Below are 18,659 nucleotides of genomic sequence, written 5' to 3' on the forward strand. Positions count from 1 at the left end.
TTGTCCGATTCGTTCACGACGCGAGCCCGACGCGCGCCTAAGTTGCGGACATGGACATTTCAGTGCAATCGGTCGTCGTCGAAGTCGTGCCCCGCGATCTGCAACGGACCCTGGACTTCTATCGGTTGCTCGGCTTGAACGTGCCCAATCCGGACGGACCACACGTCGAAGTTGCACTGCCGGGCGGAAACAAGCTGGCATTCGACACCGAAGAAGTCATCAGCGGCATGCATCCGGGCTGGGCACCACCGGATGGACCGGGACGTGTCGCGATCGCGTTCGAATTCAAAGCACCTGGCCACGTCGACGCCGTCTTCGAACGACTCACTGCGGCAGGGCATCCGGCCACCCTCGAGCCGTTCGACGCGCCGTGGGGGCAGCGCTATGCGACGGTCGCGGACCCCGACGGGACGGCGGTCGACCTGTTCGCCGCACTCGGGTAGCCGCCCGCGAGCGTCGTGACCGCCGTGCCCGCGAATTCGCGCACCTCGCGGTGCAGGTGCGATTGGTCGGCATAACCCGCATTCGCAGCCACGTCGGCGATCGATCGGCCCGCGCGCAGCATCGCCACCGCGCGGCGGAACCGCAGAACGCGCCGAAGCGTGGTTGGTCCGTATCCGTAGACCGCGCTGCACTGGCGCTGAAGCGTCCGTGGTGACCAGCCGATGGCCTCGGCCACCTCGGGTACGGGTGCGCCGGCGGCCAGCCTGCCCGTGACGTGGTGCAGCGCGTCCAGCGACCACGGCGCGGTCTGCGCCGTTGGCGGCTCGGAGGCCAGGGCGACGGCGAGCTCGGTGAGCGTGGACCGCCCGGGTGGCACGGCGCGTAGCTCGGCGAGCGGAACCCGGCTGCCGGCGAGTTCGGCGGCGGGTACGCCCAGCAGCCGGGGCAGCACACCCGGACGAAAACGGAGCCCCACGTAGGGGCGAGCGGGCCGACCGGCCAGCACCGGCGTGGTGTCGGGTCCTGCGACGACGATGAGGTCGTCCATGCGGATGAGATCCATGCATCCGTCCGGAAGCACCTGGATGGCCGGGCCAGAGGATGCCCCGACCCACGCGCACTCGACCAGGTCACGCAACGGGGCCGGCGGCGGCGATTCGCGGTAGCCCACGACGGCCAACCTACCGACGGATGGCGACAACCCGGTCGGCACAGTCGATGGCCTCGGCCGACAACTGGCGCTTGATTACCTTGAACGTCTCCGTGCGAGGCAACTCGGCGCTGATGCGCACGTAGGCGGGCCACTGCTTGGGGCCTAGGTCGGGTTGTTCGGCCAGGAACGCCTCGAACGCATCGCCGTCGAAGTCGGCGCGCGAACTCAACACCAGGGCGGCCATCACCTGGTCACCGACGGCGGGGTCGGGGATGGGGTAGACGGCGGCCTCGATGACGTCGGGATGCCGCAGCAGGATGCGCTCGATGGGCGCGGTGCCGAGATTCTCGCCGTCGACGCGCATCCAGTCGCCGAGCCGCCCGGCAAAGTAGAGGTAGCCTGCTTCGTCGCGGTAGGCGAGGTCGCCAGAGTGATAGACACCGCCTGCCATGCGCTCCGCTTCCGCGCCCTCGTCGCCGTAGTAGCCACGAAACCAGCCGCGGCCCTTGGGATTGACGAGTTCGCCGACCTCACCCGGCGGACACGGCCTGCCGGTCTCGACGTCGAGTATGGCGACCTCGTCGGTCAGAGGGCCGAGCGATCCGTCGGGAGTGTCCGGGGTGCGCGCGATCGCGATCCCGCCCTCGGTGGAACCGAAACCGTCCACGACCGTGACGTCGAACCGAGAAGCGAACCGCACCAGATCGCGCGGGGCACCCTCATTGCCGTACAGGAAGACCAGCGGGTTGTCGGCGTCGTCTGCCCGTGGTGGGGTGGCGAGAATGTAGGACATCGGCTTACCGACGTAGTTCGCGTAGGTGGCGCCGTAGCGGCGCACGTCCGGAATGAACTGCGACGCGGAGAACTTGCGGCGCAACGCGATCGAGGCACCTGCGGCAGTGGCCACCGCCCAGCCCGCCATCACCGCGTTGGAGTGGAACAGCGGCATCGACAGGTAGGCGGTGTCCGTCGGTCCTAGCCCGAATCGGGCGGCGAGCATCCGGCCGGGAAAGGCCACCTTGTCGTTGGTCACCCGGACAGCCTTGGGTTCGCCGCTGGTGCCCGAGGTGAAGATCAGCATGTACAGGTCGTCGGGCTCGGCGTCCGCGAAGGCGACCGGGGCACCGCCGTGAGCCGCGAGTTCCGTTTTCCACTCGGGAGTTTCGACGTTCACATAGGGTGCCGCCGCGTCGTCGGTCAGTACCAGCTGGCAGTCGGCCCGCTCGACGTCGCGGGCCAGCGCGTCACCGCGGCGCGTCGGGTTCAGCCCGACCACCACCAGCCCGGCAACACTCGCGGCCACCAACACCGTTGAGAAGAACGGCGTATTGCCAAGCAGCACACCGACATGCGGTGGCTTAGCGGGATCGAGCCTGGCCTTCAGTGCCGCCGCGAGTTCGGCACCGGCCTGGATGTGGGCGCTCCAGGTGACGAATCCGGTCTCGTTGTGGATGCCGCGATCCGTCACGTCGACGAGCGGCACCAGCAGCTCCGCGACGGTCGGGTTGCGATCCGGTTGCACCTTTAGGCAGGCGTCTCGGCCAGCTCGCGGCCGATCCGTAGCAGCTGTCCGGTGGCGCTACCGACCGCGAACTCGGACTGCTTGGCGGCCAGGAAGTACCGGTGCACGGGGTGATCGGTGTCGATGCCGACGCCGCCGTGGACGTGCACGGTGGTGTGCGCGACGCGGTGGCCCGCGTCAGCCGCCCAGAACGCCGCGCTGCCAACCTCGAGCTCTGCGGGCAAGTCCTCCGACAGCCGCCACGCGGCCTGCGTCAGGGTGAGCCGCAGTGCCTTGACGTCGATGTAGCCGTCGGCCAACCGCGACGAGACGGCCTGGAAGCTGCCGATGGGCCGTTCGAATTGCTCGCGCTCACGTGCGTAGGTCGCGGTCAGCTCCAGCGCCCGCTCAAGCACGCCGAGCTGAAATGCGCTGTACCCCAACAAGCTATGTGTGCGCAGCCAGGTGACGACGTCGTCTCCACCCACTACGCGTTCGGCACCCAGTTCGACACCCTGTAGGTCGAGGTGGGACACGCTGCCGTGCCCGGTCGTGTCCAGCGAGGTGACCGACACTCCGGCGTCAGCGGAGGTGACGACGAAGACCTTCACCCCGGAGTCGGTTTCGGCGGGCACCAGGAAGGCATCGGCGACGGGGCCGTACGCGACCAGGGCCCGTGATCCCGTGAGCCGGAAGCCGGCTCCGTTGGATTGAGCCTGCACGGGCCCCTGGCCGAACTCGCCGTCGAGTGCGACAGTGAGGATCTTCTCGCCCTTGACCGCGGGAGTGGCCCACTCATCTTGCAGCGCTTGGGATCCGAACTTGGCTAGCGCACCCGCACCCAACACCACCGAATCGAGATAGGGCACCGCGGCCAGTTGCCTGCCCAGTGCAGTCAGGATGGCCGTCTGCTCGAGTACGCCGAAACCGCCGCCGCCCAATGATTCTGGCGCCGCCGCGGACAGCACGTCGGCGTCGACCAACTTGCCCCACAGGGCGCGGTCGAACCGTTCGTCGAGCTTGTCGAGTTCCTTGTGGTGCGCGGGCGTGCACACCGACTCGGTGATGTCGCGCACCAGGCCACCAAGGTCGTTGGTCTCTTCTGAGGTTGTGAAATCCATTGTCAGTCAGTCCTTACCGGTTCACTCGGGGGAGGCCGAGGGCGACCATGCCGATGATGTCGCGCTGGATCTCGTTGGTGCCGCCGCCGAACGTGAGGATCAGGCAGGACCGGTGCATGCGCTCGACGCGGCCGCGCAGCAGCGCGCCGGGCGTGTCGGTGCGCAGCGTGGCCGCGGTGCCCAGCACCTCCATCAGCAGTCGATAGGCCTCGGTGGCCAGTTCGGTGCCGTAGACCTTGGCGGCCGAGGCATCGGCCGGCGAAGGGGCGGCCTCAGTGGAGGCGAGTTCCCAGTTGATGAGTTTGAGTACCTCGGCCTTGGCGTGCACCCGCGCGAGATTGAGTTGCACCCACTCCGAGTCGATCAACCTGTTGCCGTGGGCATCCTTGGTGTTCTGGGCCCACTCGCGAACTCCGTCGAGCGCCGAGAAGATCGGTTGGGCCGAAACCAGCGCCACCCGTTCGTGATTCAGCTGGTTGGTGACGAGCTTCCAGCCCGCGTTCTCTTCGCCGACCAGGCTCGACGTCGGGACGCGGACGTCCTGGTAGTAGGTGGCGCTGGTGTCAACACCCGACATCGTGTGCACCGGCGTCCAGGAGAAGCCTTCGGCCGTCGTCGGCACGATCAGCATCGAGATGCCGCGGTGCTTCTTGGCGTCGGGGTTGGTCCGCACGGCCAACCAGATGTAGTCGGCGTAGGCGATGAGGCTGGTCCACATCTTCTGGCCGTTGATCACGTAGTCGTCGCCGTCGCGCACCGCGGTGGTGCGCAGCGCGGCGAGGTCGGTGCCCGCGCCCGGCTCGGAGTACCCGATCGAGAAGTGCAGTTCCCCTGCCGCGATCTTGGGCAGGAAGAACTTCTTCTGCTCGTCGGTGCCGTACGCCATGATCGTCGGCGCCACGCTGTTGATGGTGAGGAAGGGCACCGGGACGTTCGCGATGGACGCCTCGTCGTTGAAGATCAGGCCGTCCATGGGCGGGCGGGCCTGACCGCCGAACTCCTTGGGCCACGACAGCGTCAGCCAGCCGTCCTTGCCCATCTGTGCGACGGTGTCGCGGTAGACGCTGCCGCGCCCCATTTCGCCGTCACTGGAACTCAGCGCCTCGGCTCGTTCGGGCGTCATCAGCTTGGTGAAGTACGCGCGCAGCTCGCGGCGCAACTCCTCCTGGTCGGGGGTGTAGCCGATCCGCATCGGGTGTTCCTCACTGTCTCGGGCACTCTTGGCGCTGCCTCGGGGCCATCCGTTTGACCCCATCGGCCTTCCCCGGTTGTAACACGTTCTAGTCTGACGGTCCAGGGCGGTGCCACCCTGGCACCGGTCGGGTGAGGTCGTATTCTGACTCGAACCCGGTGGATGGCAGTACGTCAGGGAGGTTTGTCGTGCGAGTGGAAGTCGATCATGACCGCTGCGAAGGTAACGCAGTGTGCGTGGGAATAGCCCCGGACCTGTTCGATCTCGACGACGAGGACTACGCCGTCGTCAAGGCCGATCCCGTGCCCGAGCACCTGGAGGAGCTGGCGGAGCAATCCATCGCGGAATGCCCAAGAGCTGCCCTGATCCGGAAAGACTAGAGGTATTCATAAATTGACCACGGAAACTCACGCGACGGACCTATCTGGCCTGGTCGCTGTGGTGACGGGTGCAGCGGCGGGGCTCGGGCGGGCCGAGGCCATCGGGTTGGCCCGGGCCGGAGCAACGGTCGTCGTCAACGACATCGCCCCTGCGCTCGACAAGACCGACGTGCTGGCCGAGATTGCTGCGGCGGGCGCCAAGGGGGTCGCGGTGGCCGGCGACATCAGCCAGCGCAGCACCGCCGATGAGCTCATCGCGACCGCCGACGGGCTCGGCGGGCTGTCCATCGTCGTCAACAACGCGGGCATCACCCGCGACCGGATGTTGTTCAACATGTCCGACGAGGACTGGGACGCCGTCATCGCCGTGCACCTGCGCGGGCACTTTCTGCTGACGCGCAATGCCGCGGTGTACTGGCGCGACAAGGCCAAGCAGTCCGACAAAGGCACCGTCTACGGCCGCATCGTCAACACGTCGTCAGAGGCGGGACTGGCCGGCCCGGTCGGACAGGCCAACTACGGCGCGGCCAAGGCAGGCATCACCGCGTTGACGTTGTCGGCGGCACGTGGGCTCGGTCGTTACGGCGTCCGCGCCAATGCCATCGCGCCGCGAGCCAGAACCGCGATGACCGCCGACGTATTCGGTGAGACGCCCGATTTGGCCGAAGGTGAGGTCGACGCGCTCTCGCCCGAACACGTGGTGAATCTGGTGCGCTTCCTGTCGTCGCCGGCCTCGGAAGGGATCAACGGACAGCTGTTCATCGTCTATGGTCCAACGGTGACGCTGGTTGCGGCACCCGTTGCCGAGCGACACTTCACCGCAGACTCGGACGCATGGACGGCCGCGGCGCTCGACCAGACGTTGACTGAATACTTTGCTGGCCGTGATCCGGAGCTAGGTTTTTCGGCCAACGGACTGATGGCGTCGAGGAGTTGACAGGCCACGTTGTCAAGGGCTTGCGATAGGTAGAACACGTTACAGAATGATCTGGATCACACATGTCTTGACCAGCATAAACGTACTTATCTTGACTAGTTGTGCGGTTCTTTGACACTGCGAACGTGTTCTAGTTAATATGAGCCGGCTCACTAAGAGCAACGCTTAACCATGGGGTGGGATGGTCGACGCGACCGTTAATAACGGACGTTTCGCCACGACCGCACTGCCCCGTACCGAGAAATGGAGCCGAGTTGATCGATCAGCTTGCGGCTCCGGCTCGGGCCGTTGGCGGGTTCGTCGAGATGTCCTTCGACACGTTCATCAAGATCTTCAGGCGGCCATTTCAGTTCCGTGAGTTCCTCGATCAGACGTGGATGATCGCGCGCGTGTCGCTGGTACCGACGCTGCTGGTCGCGATTCCGTTCACCGTGCTGGTGGCCTTCACGCTCAACATCCTGCTTCGGGAGATCGGCGCCGCGGACCTATCCGGCGCGGGCACCGCATTCGGAACGATCACCCAGCTGGGTCCGGTGGTGACGGTGCTCGTCGTGGCGGGTGCCGGTGCGACGGCCATCTGTGCCGACCTCGGCGCCCGCACCATCCGCGAGGAGATCGACGCGATGCGGGTGCTCGGCATCGACCCGATCCAACGGCTGGTGGTGCCGCGGGTGCTGGCGTCGACTCTGGTGGCGCTCTTGCTCAACGGTCTGGTGTGCGCGATCGGGATCGCGGGTGGCTACGTCTTCTCGGTGTACTTGCAGGGAGTCAACCCTGGCGCGTTCATCAACGGTCTGACGGTGTTGACCGGGCTCCCCGAGTTGATCCTCGCCGAGATCAAGGCGCTGCTCTTCGGCGTGGTCGCCGGGCTCGTCGGGTGCTACCGCGGGCTGACCGTGCAGGGTGGACCCAAGGGCGTCGGCGTCGCGGTCAACGAAACCGTGGTGTACGCCTTCATCTGTCTGTTCGTGATCAACGTGATCATGACGGCAATCGGCGTCCGGGTGTTGACGCGGTCATGAGCTACGACGCGACCATTCGCTTACGCCGCTTCTTCCGTGGCCTGCCCAAGATCGTCGACACGGTGGGGGAGCAGGCGCTCTTCTTCGGCGAGTCGATCCGCTACATCCCGAACGCGCTGACCCGCTACCGCCGGGAAACCGTCCGGCTGATCGCCGAGATGACCATGGGTGCAGGCGCGCTCGTGATGATCGGCGGCACCGTCGGCGTTGCCGCGTTCCTGACCTTGGCGTCGGGCGGTGTCATTGCCGTGCAGGGCTATTCGTCGCTCGGCAACATCGGCATCGAGGCACTGACGGGCTTCCTTTCGGCATTCCTGAACGTGCGCATCGTTGCGCCGGTGATCGCGGGCATCGCGTTGGCGGCGACCATCGGTGCAGGCACCACCGCGCAACTCGGTGCCATGCGCGTCGCCGAGGAGATCGACGCCGTCGAGGCGATGGCCGTGCACTCGGTGTCCTACCTGGTGTCCACGCGCATCATCGCCGGGCTGATCGCGATCGTTCCGCTCTACTCGCTTTCGGTGTTGGCTGCATTCTTCGCGGCGCGCTTCACCACGGTGTTCATCAACGGACAGTCGGCAGGCCTCTACGACCACTACTTCAATACGTTCCTGGTGCCGACCGACCTCTTGTGGTCGTTCCTGCAGGCGATCGTGATGTCGATCGCGGTCATGCTCGTACATACCTATTACGGGTACAACGCCTCGGGCGGCCCCGTCGGCGTCGGCATCGCGGTCGGCCAAGCGGTCCGGACGTCCCTGATCGTGGTCGTCACCATCACCTTGTTCATCTCCCTGGCCGTGTACGGCGCGTCGGGCAACTTCAACCTTTCCGGTTAGTCGGGGAGTCCGATGGCCAACGGTGACGCCAAGCGCAGCCACGTGCGGATCGCGGCAGCGATCCTCGCTGCCGTGCTGCTGGCCGCCACCGTATTCACCTACCTGTCCTACACGGCCTTCTTCACTTCGGTCGACACGGTGACCGTGTTCTCCAAGCGCGCCGGCCTCGTCATGGAACAGGACGCCAAGGTCAAGTACCGCGGCATCCAGATCGGCAAGGTCAAGGACATCGCCTATACGGGCGAGTCGGCAAAGTTGACGCTGGCCATCGATAGCAGCCAGTTGGCGTACATTCCGTCGAACGCGACCGTGAAGATCGGCGGCACAACGGTTTTCGGGGCCAAGTCGGTCGAGTTCCTGCCGCCCGACAAGCCGATGGGCGGCTCGCTCAAGCCGGGTGCTCAGGTGCGGGCGGAATCAGTTCAGCTCGAGGTCAACACGCTCTTCCAGACCTTGCAGGACGTATTGAAGAAGGTCGATCCGATGAACCTCAACGCCACCATCACGGCATTGGGGGACGGGTTGCGGAACAACGGCGACAACCTCGGCGCGACGTTGTCCGGCCTGAATTACTATCTGCAGCAACTCAATCCGAAGCTGCCCACCTTGCAGCAGGACTTCCAGAAGACCGCGGCCGTCGCGGCCGTCTACGGCGACGCCGCCCCGGACCTGGCGACGGTCCTCGACAACGTGCCGACCATCAGCAAGACGGTCGTCGACCAGCAGGACAACCTGAACGCGACATTGTTGGCCGCAACCGGGCTGGCGAACAACGGCACCGCCACGTTGCAGCCCGCGGCCGAGGACCTGATCGCGGCGATCCAGCGGTTCCGGGCGCCGTTGAAGGTGCTCGGCGACTACTCGCCCGAACTGGGGTGCATCTTCACCGGCACCAAGAAGGCGCTGGACACCTTTGCGCCTGTCATCGGCGGCATCCGGCCCGGGTTGTTCGTGGCATCGAACTTCCTGCCGGGCGCCCCGGCCTACACCTATCCCGAGAGCCTGCCGATCGTGAACGCGTCCGGCGGCCCGAACTGCCGCGGCCTACCCAACGTGCCGAGCAAGCAGTTCGGCGGATCCTGGTACCACACGCCGTTCCTTGTCACCGACAACGCGTACATCCCGTTCCAGCCGAATACCGAGCTTCAGTTCGACGCGCCGTCGACGCTGCAGTTCCTCTTCAACGGGGCGTACGCAGAACGGGATGACTTCTGATGAGCGCAGCGAAGAAGAACAAGAGGGCGCTGTTGATGAGCGCAGCGAAGAAGAACAAAGGGCGCGGTTGATGGGCAAGAACGCGACGCTGATCAAGGTCAGCATCTTCGCCGTCGTGATGCTGTTGGTCGCGGCGGGGTTGGTCGTCGTGTTCGGCCAGTTCCGCTTTGCTTCGGGCAACACCTTCCACGCCAACTTCGCAGAAGCGTCGCGGCTGAAGGCGGGCCAGGACGTCCGGATCGCCGGCGTGCCGGTTGGTTCGGTCAAGAAGGTCAAGCTCAATCCGGACAACAGCGTCGACGTGATGTTCGACGTGAACGAGCGCTACCAGCTGTACACCTCCACCAGGGCAGTGGTGCGCTACCAGAACCTCGTCGGTGACCGCTACCTCGAAATCACTTCGGGCCCAGGCGAACTGCGCAAGCTTCCGGCAGGCGCCACCATCGTGCGAGCGAACACGCAGCCCGCGCTCGACCTCGACGCCCTGCTCGGTGGCCTCAAGCCCGTGCTGAAGGGCCTCGACGGCAAGAAGGTCAACGAGGTGAGCAATGCCGTCATCGAACTTCTGCAGGGTCAGGGCGGGGCGCTGAACAACCTGCTCACCAGCACGGGCGCCTTCACCACCGATCTGGCCGCGCGCGACCAGTTGATCGGCGACGTGATCAACAACCTCAACACGGTGCTCGGCACGGTCGACGACAAGGGCGCACAGTTCAACGCCAGCGTTGATCAACTCCAGCAGCTCATCACCGGGCTGGCCGAGCATCGGGACCCCGTCGCGGGGGCCATCCCGCCGCTGGCGTCGGCCACCAACGACCTGACCGAACTTTTGCAGACCAGCAGGCGGCCCGTGCAGGGCGTCATCGAGAATCTGCGGCCGTTCGTGCAACGGATGGACGAGCGCAAGGCCGACGTCAACAAGGTCATCGAGCCGCTCGCCGAGAACTACTTGCGGCTCAACGCACTCGGCGCGTACGGCTCGTTCTTCAACATCTACTACTGCTCGATTCGGATCAAGATCAACGGGCCCGCGGGCAGCGACATCCTCATCCCGTTCGGTGGTCCACCCGATCCGTCGAAGGGAAGGTGTTCGGAGAATGGCTAGGGCGGGCGAGAGCAACCCGTTACGTACCGGGATCTTCGGCATCGCCGTCGTGACGGCGCTAGTCCTGGTGTCGTTCGGCTACACCGGGCTGCCGTTCTGGCCGCAGGGCAAGAACTATTCGGCCTACTTCACCGACGCGGGCGGCATCACTCCCGGCAACGACGTCAGCGTCTCTGGCATCAAGGTCGGCAAGGTGTCGTCGGTGGAACTCGCCGGTGACTCCGCACAGGTCAACTTCACCGTCGACCGGCACATCAAGGTCGGCGACCAGTCGCTTGTCGCGATCAAGACCGACACCGTGCTCGGTGAGAAGTCGCTGCGAGTCACCCCGCAGGGTGCAGGCAACGTGACGACGATCCCGTTGGGCCGCACCACGACTCCGTACACGCTCAACACTGCACTGCAGGATCTCGGCCAGAACGCCAGCGACCTCGACAAGCCAAAGTTCGAGGAGGCGCTCAACACGTTGACCGCAACGCTCAAGGATGCGACGCCGCAACTGCGTGGTGCGCTCGACGGCGTTGCGAACCTGTCCCGCAGCCTCAACCAGCGTGACGAAGCCCTGCAACAACTGCTGTTGCACGCCAAGCGGGTGTCCGACACGCTGGCCCAGCGGGCCGGTCAGGTGAATCAACTGGTCACCGACGGCAACCTGCTGTTCGCCGCGCTCGACGAGCGGCGGCAGGCGTTGAGTACCCTGATCGGCGGCATTCAAGAACTGTCGCACCAGCTTTCGGGCTTCGTCGCCGACAACCGGCGCGAGTTCAAGCCTGCGCTGGACAGGCTCAACGCCGTGGTGGACAACCTGCTCGAACGCAAGGACCACATCGGCGAAGCGCTGAAGCGACTGCCGCCGTACGCGACGGCGCTCGGCGAGGTCGTCGGCTCCGGTCCCGGCTTCCAGATCAACCTCTACGGGTTGCCCCCAGCGACCATCTCCGAGGTGCTGCTCGACACGTACTTCCAACCGGGCAAGCTGCCGGACAGTCTTGCCGACATGCTGCGCGGCTACATCTCGGAGCGCATGATCATCAGGCCGAAGTCGCCATGACACAAGGAAATTCGACGTTCCTGCGCTCGCGCTGGCTTCGCTTCGTCACCGCCGCCGTGCTGGCGGTGGCGCTGATCGGTGGCATCTACACCGTGTGGCCGTCACGTCAGGGCAACAAAGTGGTGGCGTACTTCACCACCGCTGTTGGGCTCTACCCGGGCGATGAGGTCCGGGTCGTCGGCGTGCCCGTCGGACGCATCGAGTCCATCCAGCCGCGCGCCACCGACGTCAAGGTCACCATGAAGGTGCGCGACGGCGTCAAGCTGCCAGCCGACGCGCGGGCCATCGTGATTGCGCCGAACCTGGTGTCGGCCAGGTTCGTTCAATTCACGCCGGCCTACACCGGCGGTGCGGTGATGGCCGACGGGGCTGAGGTCGGGCTCGATCGAACCGGCGTGCCTGTCGAGTGGGACGAGGTCAAGGAGCAGCTCACCCAGCTGAGCACTCAACTCGGGCCGCAGGTCGATTCCGTACAGGGTCCGCTGAGTGCGTTCGTGAATCAGGCCGCAGACAGCTTCGACGGCAACGGTGACTCGTTCCGCAACGCGTTGCGGGAGTTGTCGCAAACCGCAGGCCGCCTTGGAGATTCGCGCACCGACCTGTTCGGCACGGTGCGCAACCTGCAGGTGCTGGTCAACGCGCTGTCCAACAGCAACGAGCAGATCGTGCAGTTCTCCAACCACGTCGCCTCGGTGTCGCAGGTACTGGCCGACAGTTCCAAGGATCTCGACCAGACCCTCGGCGCACTGAACCAGGCCCTCGGGGACGTCAAGGGCTTCCTGAACCAGAACAACTCGGCCCTGATCGCCCAGATCGGCAAGCTCACCGACTTCACCTCGCTGCTCACCGCGCACAGCGACGACATCGAGCAGGTTCTGCACATCACGCCCAACGGCCTGCAGAACTTCTACAACATCTACAACCCGGCGCAGGGCACCGTCGGTGGCCTGCTGTCGCTGCCCAACTTCGCCAATCCGGTCCAATTCATCTGCGGCGGAACGTTCGACGTGGGTGCATCTCCGGACAACTACAAGCGCGCGGAGATCTGCCGCCAGCGCATGGGGCCGGTCTTGAAGCGCATTGCGGTGAACTACCCGCCGATTCTGTTCCACCCGATCAACAGCATCACGGCGTACAAGGGTCAGATCATCTACGACACCCCGCAAACCGAGGCCAAGGCCCAGACCCCGGTGCCGTACCTGCAGTGGCAGCCCGCGCCAGGGGTGACGCCGCCGACGCCGAGCCCGGACGGAATGCTCAGCGATCTGATTCTGCCGCCGCCGGCAGTGCAGGGGCAGATCTCGCCCGCAGGGCCCGTGCCCGCGGCGCCGCCGATGGGCGCAGGGCCGCTCCCAGGCCCGGCTCCCGGTGCACCGCTGCCAGCCGAGTCGGGGGGTGGATAGTGTCCAAGACACCACAGAAGGCGGTCGCGCTCGGTTCCGGCGTTCTGCTTCTGGCCGGATGCTCGTTCGGCGGGCTGAACTCGATCGACATGCCTGGCACCGCCGGACACGGAGGCGGCTCGTACACGATCACCGTCGAGCTTCCCGACGTCACGACGTTGCCGCAGAACTCTCCGGTGATGATCGACGACGTCACCGTCGGGAGCGTCTCGGGCATCCAGGCCCTGCAGCGGCCAGACGGCACGTTCGCGGCGGCGGTGAAACTGTCGCTGGAGAAGGACGTCAACCTGCCGGAGAACTCGACCGCGACGGTCGCGCAGACGTCGCTACTCGGCTCTCAGCACGTCGAGCTCAAGGCGCCGGTGGATCAGCCTCCGCAAGGACGACTCCGCGAGAACTCCGTCATTCCCGAGTCTCAGACGAGCCGCTACCCGAGTACCGAAGAGGTGCTGTCCTCCCTCGGCGTTGTGGTCAACAAGGGCAATCTCGGTGCGCTGCAAGACATCACCGATGAGGTCTACGCCGCGGTGGCGGGCCGCGCTGGCAGCTTCGCCGAACTGATCCCACGGCTCGCCGAGCTGACCGGCTCGCTGCAACAGCAGACGGCAGACATCATCGCCGCGGCCGACGGGCTGAATCGGTTCGCGGCGACGCTGGCGCGCAGCAAGGACAGTCTCGGTCGGGCGCTCGACTCGTTGCCCGCGGCGTTGAAGGTGCTCAACGACAACAGATCTAACCTCGTCGACGCGTTCACCGCGCTTCGCACGTTCGCGGGCGTGGCCTCGCACGTCTTGGCCGGCATCAAGACGGACTTCGCGGCCGACTTCAAGGATCTTTATCCGGTGGTCAAGGCGTTCAACGACAACGCCGACGACTTCATCTCGGATCTGGAACTGCTGCCCACGTTCCCGTTCCAGTACAAGTACCTGCGGAACGCGGTTCGTGGCGACTATCTGAACGTGTTCGTGACGTTCGACCTGACGGTGCGCCGCACCGGTGAGTCGGTGTTCACCACCTCGAAGGGCTTGGACCCGAACATGAAGCACCTCGACGAGGTCATCAACCCGCCGGACTTCCTGACCGGCGCCATGGCGAACCTGTCCGGTCAGGCCGCCGACCCGTTCAAGGTCCCGGCTGGAGCGGCCACCCAACACACGGACCCGGTGCCCTGATGCTCGATCGGCTCTCCCGCATCCAGTTGACGATCTTCGCGATCGTCACCGTGGTCTGTGTCGGCGCCATCTCGGCGTTTTACCTACACCTACCGTCCGCCGTCGGCATCGGCTCCTACCGCGTCACCGCCGACTTCAAGGCAGGCGGCGGGCTGTATCAGAACGCGAACGTCACGTATCGCGGGGTGACGATCGGCCGGGTCGAGTCGGTCGGGTTGACCAACGACGGCGTGGTCGCCGACATGCGGCTGAACACCAACACGCCGGTCCCGGACAACGTCACCGCGACGGTCAAGAGCGTCTCGGCGATCGGTGAGCAGTACCTGGACCTGGTGCCGCCAGCCCCTGGAAACGGACCAGCCTCGAGCAAGAACCTCCGCGACGGATCGAACATCGGTGTCGACCGCACTGCGGTGGGTCAAGACATCGCCAGCTTGCTCACCCAGGCCGACAACCTGGTCAACAGCGTCGGCAACAGCCGCATTCAGGACCTGCTGCGCGAAACGTTCAAGGCGTTCAACGGATCCGGGCCCGAATTGGCGCGCCTGATCCAGTCGTCTCGGCTGCTGGTGGACGAGGCCAACTCGAACTACGGGCAGACCACGCAGCTGATCGACCAGGCCGGGCCGTTCCTGGACGCGCAGATCCGCAGCGGTGACGACATCAAGTCGCTGGCCGACGGCTTGGCCCGATTCACCACCGAGGTGGCGCACGCGGATCCCCAGTTGCGGTCCGTACTGCAGACCGTCCCCGGTGCGACGCAGGCCGCCAACACCACGTTCGACGGCATCCGTCCGTCGTTCCCGATGCTGGCCGCCAACCTCGCGAACTTCGGTCGCATCGGCGTGATTTACCACAAGTCCATCGAGCAGGCGCTGGTCATCTTCCCGGCCCTGATGGCCGCGCTCATCACCGTCGGCGGTGGGCTACCCACCGACGAGGGCGGCAAGCTTGACTTCAAGGTCGATCTCGGGGATCCAGCGCCGTGTTCGACCGGGTTCATCCCGCCGCCCCTGATCAGATCCCCGGCCGACACGACGCTGCGCGATCTGCCGCCCGACCTGTACTGCAAGGTCGCGCAGAACGATCCGTCCGTGGTGCGTGGTGCGCGCAACTACCCGTGCCAGGAGTTCCCAGGCAAGCGCGCCCCCACCGTTCAGCTGTGCCGCGACCCGGTGGGCTACGTGCCGATCGGCACCAACCCGTGGCGCGGTCCGCCGATTCCGTACGGGACGCCGATGGGTCAGTCGGAAGACAACCACTACGAACCGGACAGCCGGAACATTCTGCCGCCCAACAAGTTCCCATTCATTCCACCCGGCGCAGACTACGACCCAGGGCCGCCGTCGGTTCAGCTGCCTCCGGGTGTGCTGCCGGGCCCGGGGCCCGCTCCGAACGCGCCCTTCCCGCTGCCGGTGCCGCCGAACGACAACGGGCCACCTCCGCCGTTGCCGTACTACGCGCCGCCGGACCAGATCGTCCCGCCGTACGGCCGCACGGCGCCGGGAGCACCTGCACCTGACGCGCCACCCGCGCCAGAACCCCCACCGCTGCCCGCCGAGGTGACGCCTCCGCAGGCCAGTGCGCCCAGGACCACCACGTACGATTCGAGGACCGGCGTGTTCGCCGACCCGGCCGGTGGCACCGGGGTCTTCGCCGGGGGCTTGAACAACGGCGCCACTGCGGAGAACTGGGTAGACCTGATGCTGGATCCACGGAAGGTGTGATGGGGCCGGACGACACGACCGAAGTGACCGAGACGTCGGCAAACGACGACGCCACTTCATCAGATTCGACCGACGAGACGTCCGCACCGCAGGTTCGGGCTGCCTCGCGCCGACGCGCGTCCCGGGCCGCCGGTCCGGCCACCGGCGGTGACGTCGGCCCGGCCGCCGCGAGCGTCACCGTCGCCAAGCCCGCGGCCCCCAAGGCGCGAGTCACCACGCCGGTCGGTCCGCCGCCGCGGCGCAGGCCCAACCGCGGGCCCGTCTTGGTGGTCGGATTCGCCGTACTTGCGGTGCTGGCCCTGGTGCTCGGCGTCGTGGTGGCACTCTTCAGCGTCCGTCAGCATCAGGCCGACGCCACGAATGCCCGCGACCAGCGGTTCGTCGACACAGCGTCGCAGACCGTGGAGAACATGTTCAGCTACACCCAGAACACCATCGACGAAAGCGTGAACCGGTTCGTCGACGGCACCAGCGGGCCGCTGCGCGACATGATGAGCCAGGGCAAGAACGTGGACAATCTGAAGGCGATCTTCCGTGACACCCAGGCCAACTCCGAGGCCGTGATCAACGGTGCGGCGTTGGAGAAGATCGACGAGGTCGCCAAGAACGCGGCGGTGCTGGTGGCGGTCCGGGTGACGGTCACCGACATCAACGGCGTGAACTCCCCGTCCCAGCCCTACCGGCTACGCGTGATCGTGCACGAGGACGACAACGGTCGGATGACCGGCTATGACCTGAAGTATCCCGAAGGGGGCAACTGATGAGCAGGCTGGCCGCCAGGCTGGTGGCGCTCGTCGGTGTGCTCGCAGCGCTCGGCGTCATCGCACTGGCGGGCGTCGGTGGTGCGGTGTACTGGAACCGCGTCGAAACCAGCGCCGAATCGCAGACCCGGGAGGTGTTGCCGAAGCTGGCGTCCGAACAGCTTCCGCGCATCTTCGGCTACGACTACCAGACCGTCGAGCGCAGCCTCGGCGAGGTGTACCCGTTGCTGACCGACGACTTTCGGCAGCACTTCTCCGAACAGGTCACCAAGACGGTCATCCCCGAGGCCCGGAAACGGCAACTGATCGTTCAGGTGAACGTTGTTGGCGCGGGAATGCTTGCCGCACAACGCTCTTCGGGCTCGGTGATGGTGTTCATGAATCTGACGTACACCGATCAGTCCAAGAAGCCGGTCTACGAGGGCAGTCGGGTGCGCGTCGACTATGAAAAGGTCGGGTCGGACTGGAAGATGCAGGCCATCAACCCGATCTAGACGGTCGGGGAAGTCCGTGTCGACGCCAGCGCCTCGAGGAATGACCTCGCCCAGCGATCCACGTCGTGCGCCAGCACCTGGCGGCGCATCGCCCGCATCCGGCGGCGGCCCTCCTCGGGCGGCTGGGTGATCGCCTGCTCGATCGCATCCTTCACCCCGTCGAGGTGGTGTGGATTTGTCAGATAGGCCTGCCTGAGTTCCGATGCGGCGCCGGTGAATTCGCTGAGCACCAAGGCTCCGCCGAGGTCGCTGCGGCAGGCCACGTATTCCTTTGCCACCAGGTTCATGCCGTCGCGCAGCGGAGTCACCAGCATCACGTCGGCGGCGACGAAGAACGCGATCAGCTCGTCGCGGGGTAACGGCCGATGTATGTAGTGCACTACCGGGTGGCCGACCTCGCCGTATTCGCCGTTGATGTGGCCGACCTGACGCTCGATGTCCTCGCGCATCTCGATGTAGCTCTCGACGCGCTCGCGACTAGGGGTGGCCAGCTGCACCAGCACGGTGTCGTCGGGGTCGACCCGGCCCTCGTCGAGCAGTTCCGAGAAGGCCTCCAACCGGACGTTGATGCCCTTCGTGTAGTCCAGCCTGTCGACGCCGAGCATGACCTTGCGCGGATTGCCGAGGCCGGCCCGGATTTCGCGGGCGCGCTGGCGGACGCGCCGCTCGCGAGCCTTGTGGTCGAGGTCGGCGGAGTCGATCGAGATGGGGAAGGCGCCGACCTTGACGGTGCGAAAGCCAACTTGAATCTCACCGAAACGGGACCGGACGCCGATCGTCGCCCGGGAGGTGTTCGCGCCGATCAGCCGCCGGGCCAGGAGCAGGAAGTTCTGGGCGCCGCCGGGCAGGTGAAACCCGACGAGGTCGGCACCGAGCAGTCCTTCGATGATCTCGGTGCGCCAGGGCATCTGCATGAACAGTTCGATCGGCGGGAACGGGATGTGCAGGAAGAACCCGATGGTCAGGTCTGGCCGCAGCATGCGCAGCATCTTCGGGACCAGTTGCAGCTGATAGTCCTGGATCCACACCGTCGCACCGAGGGAGGCCGACCGCGCCGTTGCCTCGGCAAAGCGGCGGTTGACGTCGACGTAGCGGTCCCACCACTTGCGGTGGTAGATCGGCTTGACGATGACGTCGTGGTAGAGCGGCCACAGCGTGGCGTTGGAAAAGCCCTCGTAGTAGTCGGCGACGTCCTCGGCGGACAGGCGCACCGGACGCATCTCGAGATCGTCCTCGACGATGGGGTCTTCATCGCCGTCGGTGATGCCAGGCCAGCCGATCCATGACCCGCGCCGTTTCCGCAGTAGCGGCTCGAGTGCCGTGACGAGGCCGCCAGGGCTGCGCTTGTACGTGGTGGTGCCGTCGGGCAGCCGCTCCACGTCGATGGGCAGCCGGTTGGCCACTACTACGAAGTCGGACTCACCGACGGGAGCCGCGTCGCCGTCGGCCGCCATTTAAGCGTCGAGTTTCGGTCCGATACCTAGCATCGACAGGAACGTGCGGCACTCGTCGGCGTCGACGGCATACGCGGCTACCACACGCCGGGCCTGGCGGGCAGTGCTGTCAGCCAACGGTTCGACGTCACCGAGTTCGGCGGGGTCAGATTTAGTAGCCATCACACCACTCTAGGCGACTTGTCGAGT

19 protein-coding genes are annotated in these 18,659 nt (G+C 65.9%); 13 read left to right on the forward strand and 6 right to left on the reverse strand.

Going from position 1 to position 18,659, the window contains the following annotated elements; translation table 11 throughout:
- Positions 1-50 precede the first annotated feature (50 nt).
- Complete coding sequence (locus tag SLQ30_RS31570; RefSeq protein WP_319450999.1) at positions 51-443, forward strand: VOC family protein; 393 nt, start codon at positions 51-53, stop codon at positions 441-443.
- Here the strand turns inward: SLQ30_RS31570 and SLQ30_RS31575 are convergent.
- From SLQ30_RS31575 to SLQ30_RS31590, 4 genes are read right to left on the reverse strand one after another with little or no spacing between them, the layout of a single operon-like run.
- On the reverse strand, positions 383-1,114 hold the full coding sequence (locus tag SLQ30_RS31575) for a helix-turn-helix transcriptional regulator (protein ID WP_319451000.1): 732 nt from the start codon (positions 1,112-1,114) through the stop codon (positions 383-385). The two genes, SLQ30_RS31570 and SLQ30_RS31575, sit on opposite strands and share 61 nt — an antisense overlap.
- A 10-nt stretch (positions 1,115-1,124) precedes the next feature.
- Entirely contained in the window at positions 1,125-2,618 is a 1,494-nt protein-coding gene (gene fadD17 / locus SLQ30_RS31580) for a long-chain-fatty-acid--CoA ligase FadD17 (RefSeq protein ID WP_319451001.1), read from the reverse strand.
- Between the two features lie 2 nt (positions 2,619-2,620).
- Complete coding sequence (locus tag SLQ30_RS31585) at positions 2,621-3,718, reverse strand: acyl-CoA dehydrogenase family protein (RefSeq protein ID WP_319451002.1); 1,098 nt, start codon at positions 3,716-3,718, stop codon at positions 2,621-2,623.
- A gap of 13 nt (positions 3,719-3,731) precedes the next feature.
- Positions 3,732-4,910 carry an acyl-CoA dehydrogenase family protein gene (locus SLQ30_RS31590; RefSeq protein WP_319451003.1) on the reverse strand — a complete coding sequence of 393 codons (1,179 nt, stop codon included), beginning with the start codon at positions 4,908-4,910 and terminating at the stop codon, positions 3,732-3,734.
- Positions 4,911-5,098: 188 nt separating this feature from the next.
- On the opposite strand from SLQ30_RS31590, the gene SLQ30_RS31595 reads away from it, so the two are divergent.
- The 12 genes from SLQ30_RS31595 to SLQ30_RS31650 all read left to right on the forward strand — a co-directional run bounded on the left by SLQ30_RS31595 (position 5,099) and on the right by SLQ30_RS31650 (position 17,016).
- Positions 5,099-5,290, forward strand: coding sequence for a ferredoxin (locus SLQ30_RS31595; RefSeq protein ID WP_319451004.1), 192 nt, complete (start codon positions 5,099-5,101; stop codon positions 5,288-5,290).
- Between the two features lie 13 nt (positions 5,291-5,303).
- On the forward strand, positions 5,304-6,227 hold the full coding sequence (locus tag SLQ30_RS31600) for a 3-oxoacyl-ACP reductase (protein ID WP_319451005.1): 924 nt from the start codon (positions 5,304-5,306) through the stop codon (positions 6,225-6,227).
- A 254-nt stretch (positions 6,228-6,481) separates the two neighbouring features.
- A complete protein-coding gene (locus SLQ30_RS31605) occupies positions 6,482-7,249 on the forward strand; it encodes an ABC transporter permease (RefSeq protein ID WP_319451006.1) in 768 nt (255 codons plus the stop codon).
- Positions 7,246-8,088: an ABC transporter permease gene (locus tag SLQ30_RS31610; protein ID WP_319451007.1), complete on the forward strand. Its 843-nt coding sequence runs from the start codon at positions 7,246-7,248 to the stop codon at positions 8,086-8,088. Before SLQ30_RS31605 ends, SLQ30_RS31610 begins: the two co-directional genes overlap by 4 nt.
- Before the next feature lie 12 nt (positions 8,089-8,100).
- The gene (locus SLQ30_RS31615; protein WP_319451008.1) at positions 8,101-9,303 is read left to right on the forward strand and encodes an MCE family protein; all 1,203 of its coding nucleotides are present in this window, start codon (positions 8,101-8,103) and stop codon (positions 9,301-9,303) included.
- A gap of 70 nt (positions 9,304-9,373) precedes the next feature.
- Complete coding sequence (locus SLQ30_RS31620; RefSeq protein WP_319451031.1) at positions 9,374-10,408, forward strand: MCE family protein; 1,035 nt, start codon at positions 9,374-9,376, stop codon at positions 10,406-10,408.
- Positions 10,401-11,459: an MCE family protein gene (locus SLQ30_RS31625; protein WP_319451009.1), complete on the forward strand. Its 1,059-nt coding sequence runs from the start codon at positions 10,401-10,403 to the stop codon at positions 11,457-11,459. Before SLQ30_RS31620 ends, SLQ30_RS31625 begins: the two co-directional genes overlap by 8 nt.
- A complete protein-coding gene (locus tag SLQ30_RS31630) occupies positions 11,456-12,862 on the forward strand; it encodes an MCE family protein (RefSeq protein WP_319451010.1) in 1,407 nt (468 codons plus the stop codon). Before SLQ30_RS31625 ends, SLQ30_RS31630 begins: the two co-directional genes overlap by 4 nt.
- The gene (locus tag SLQ30_RS31635) at positions 12,862-14,034 is read left to right on the forward strand and encodes an MCE family protein (RefSeq protein WP_319451011.1); all 1,173 of its coding nucleotides are present in this window, start codon (positions 12,862-12,864) and stop codon (positions 14,032-14,034) included. The genes SLQ30_RS31630 and SLQ30_RS31635 overlap by 1 nt, the downstream gene beginning before the upstream one ends.
- Positions 14,034-15,761, forward strand: a complete 1,728-nt coding sequence (locus tag SLQ30_RS31640; protein ID WP_319451012.1) for an MCE family protein — start codon at positions 14,034-14,036, stop codon at positions 15,759-15,761. Before SLQ30_RS31635 ends, SLQ30_RS31640 begins: the two co-directional genes overlap by 1 nt.
- Positions 15,761-16,522, forward strand: a complete 762-nt coding sequence (locus SLQ30_RS31645) for a mammalian cell entry protein (RefSeq protein WP_319451013.1) — start codon at positions 15,761-15,763, stop codon at positions 16,520-16,522. The genes SLQ30_RS31640 and SLQ30_RS31645 overlap by 1 nt, the downstream gene beginning before the upstream one ends.
- Positions 16,522-17,016 carry a mammalian cell entry protein gene (locus SLQ30_RS31650; protein WP_319451014.1) on the forward strand — a complete coding sequence of 165 codons (495 nt, stop codon included), beginning with the start codon at positions 16,522-16,524 and terminating at the stop codon, positions 17,014-17,016. The genes SLQ30_RS31645 and SLQ30_RS31650 overlap by 1 nt, the downstream gene beginning before the upstream one ends.
- On the opposite strand, the gene SLQ30_RS31655 is transcribed toward SLQ30_RS31650, so the two are convergent.
- Both SLQ30_RS31655 and SLQ30_RS31660 read right to left on the reverse strand, forming a co-directional pair.
- Entirely contained in the window at positions 17,013-18,470 is a 1,458-nt protein-coding gene (locus tag SLQ30_RS31655) for a trehalose-6-phosphate synthase (protein WP_319451015.1), read from the reverse strand. The genes SLQ30_RS31650 and SLQ30_RS31655 overlap by 4 nt on opposite strands.
- Positions 18,471-18,632: a hypothetical protein gene (locus tag SLQ30_RS31660; RefSeq protein WP_319451016.1), complete on the reverse strand. Its 162-nt coding sequence runs from the start codon at positions 18,630-18,632 to the stop codon at positions 18,471-18,473.
- Between the last annotated feature and the right edge of the window lie 27 nt (positions 18,633-18,659).

The organism is Mycobacterium sp. RTGN4 (genome assembly GCF_033804635.1).
GTDB lineage: Bacteria > Actinomycetota > Actinomycetes > Mycobacteriales > Mycobacteriaceae > Mycobacterium.

What these genes read in the sequence shown, in the direction of transcription:
- SLQ30_RS31570 (WP_319450999.1), top strand. Translation starts at nt 51, where the DNA reads ATGGACATTTCAGTGCAATCGGTCGTCGTCGAAGTCGTGCCCCGCGAT.
- SLQ30_RS31585 (WP_319451002.1), bottom strand. Translation starts at nt 3,718, where the DNA reads ATGGATTTCACAACCTCAGAAGAGACCAACGACCTTGGTGGCCTGGTG.
- SLQ30_RS31590 (WP_319451003.1), bottom strand. Translation starts at nt 4,910, where the DNA reads ATGCGGATCGGCTACACCCCCGACCAGGAGGAGTTGCGCCGCGAGCTG.
- SLQ30_RS31610 (WP_319451007.1), top strand. Translation starts at nt 7,246, where the DNA reads ATGAGCTACGACGCGACCATTCGCTTACGCCGCTTCTTCCGTGGCCTG.
- SLQ30_RS31615 (WP_319451008.1), top strand. Translation starts at nt 8,101, where the DNA reads ATGGCCAACGGTGACGCCAAGCGCAGCCACGTGCGGATCGCGGCAGCG.
- SLQ30_RS31620 (WP_319451031.1), top strand. Translation starts at nt 9,374, where the DNA reads ATGGGCAAGAACGCGACGCTGATCAAGGTCAGCATCTTCGCCGTCGTG.
- SLQ30_RS31625 (WP_319451009.1), top strand. Translation starts at nt 10,401, where the DNA reads ATGGCTAGGGCGGGCGAGAGCAACCCGTTACGTACCGGGATCTTCGGC.
- SLQ30_RS31630 (WP_319451010.1), top strand. Translation starts at nt 11,456, where the DNA reads ATGACACAAGGAAATTCGACGTTCCTGCGCTCGCGCTGGCTTCGCTTC.
- SLQ30_RS31640 (WP_319451012.1), top strand. Translation starts at nt 14,034, where the DNA reads ATGCTCGATCGGCTCTCCCGCATCCAGTTGACGATCTTCGCGATCGTC.
- SLQ30_RS31645 (WP_319451013.1), top strand. Translation starts at nt 15,761, where the DNA reads ATGGGGCCGGACGACACGACCGAAGTGACCGAGACGTCGGCAAACGAC.
- SLQ30_RS31650 (WP_319451014.1), top strand. Translation starts at nt 16,522, where the DNA reads ATGAGCAGGCTGGCCGCCAGGCTGGTGGCGCTCGTCGGTGTGCTCGCA.
- SLQ30_RS31655 (WP_319451015.1), bottom strand. Translation starts at nt 18,470, where the DNA reads ATGGCGGCCGACGGCGACGCGGCTCCCGTCGGTGAGTCCGACTTCGTA.
- SLQ30_RS31660 (WP_319451016.1), bottom strand. Translation starts at nt 18,632, where the DNA reads ATGGCTACTAAATCTGACCCCGCCGAACTCGGTGACGTCGAACCGTTG.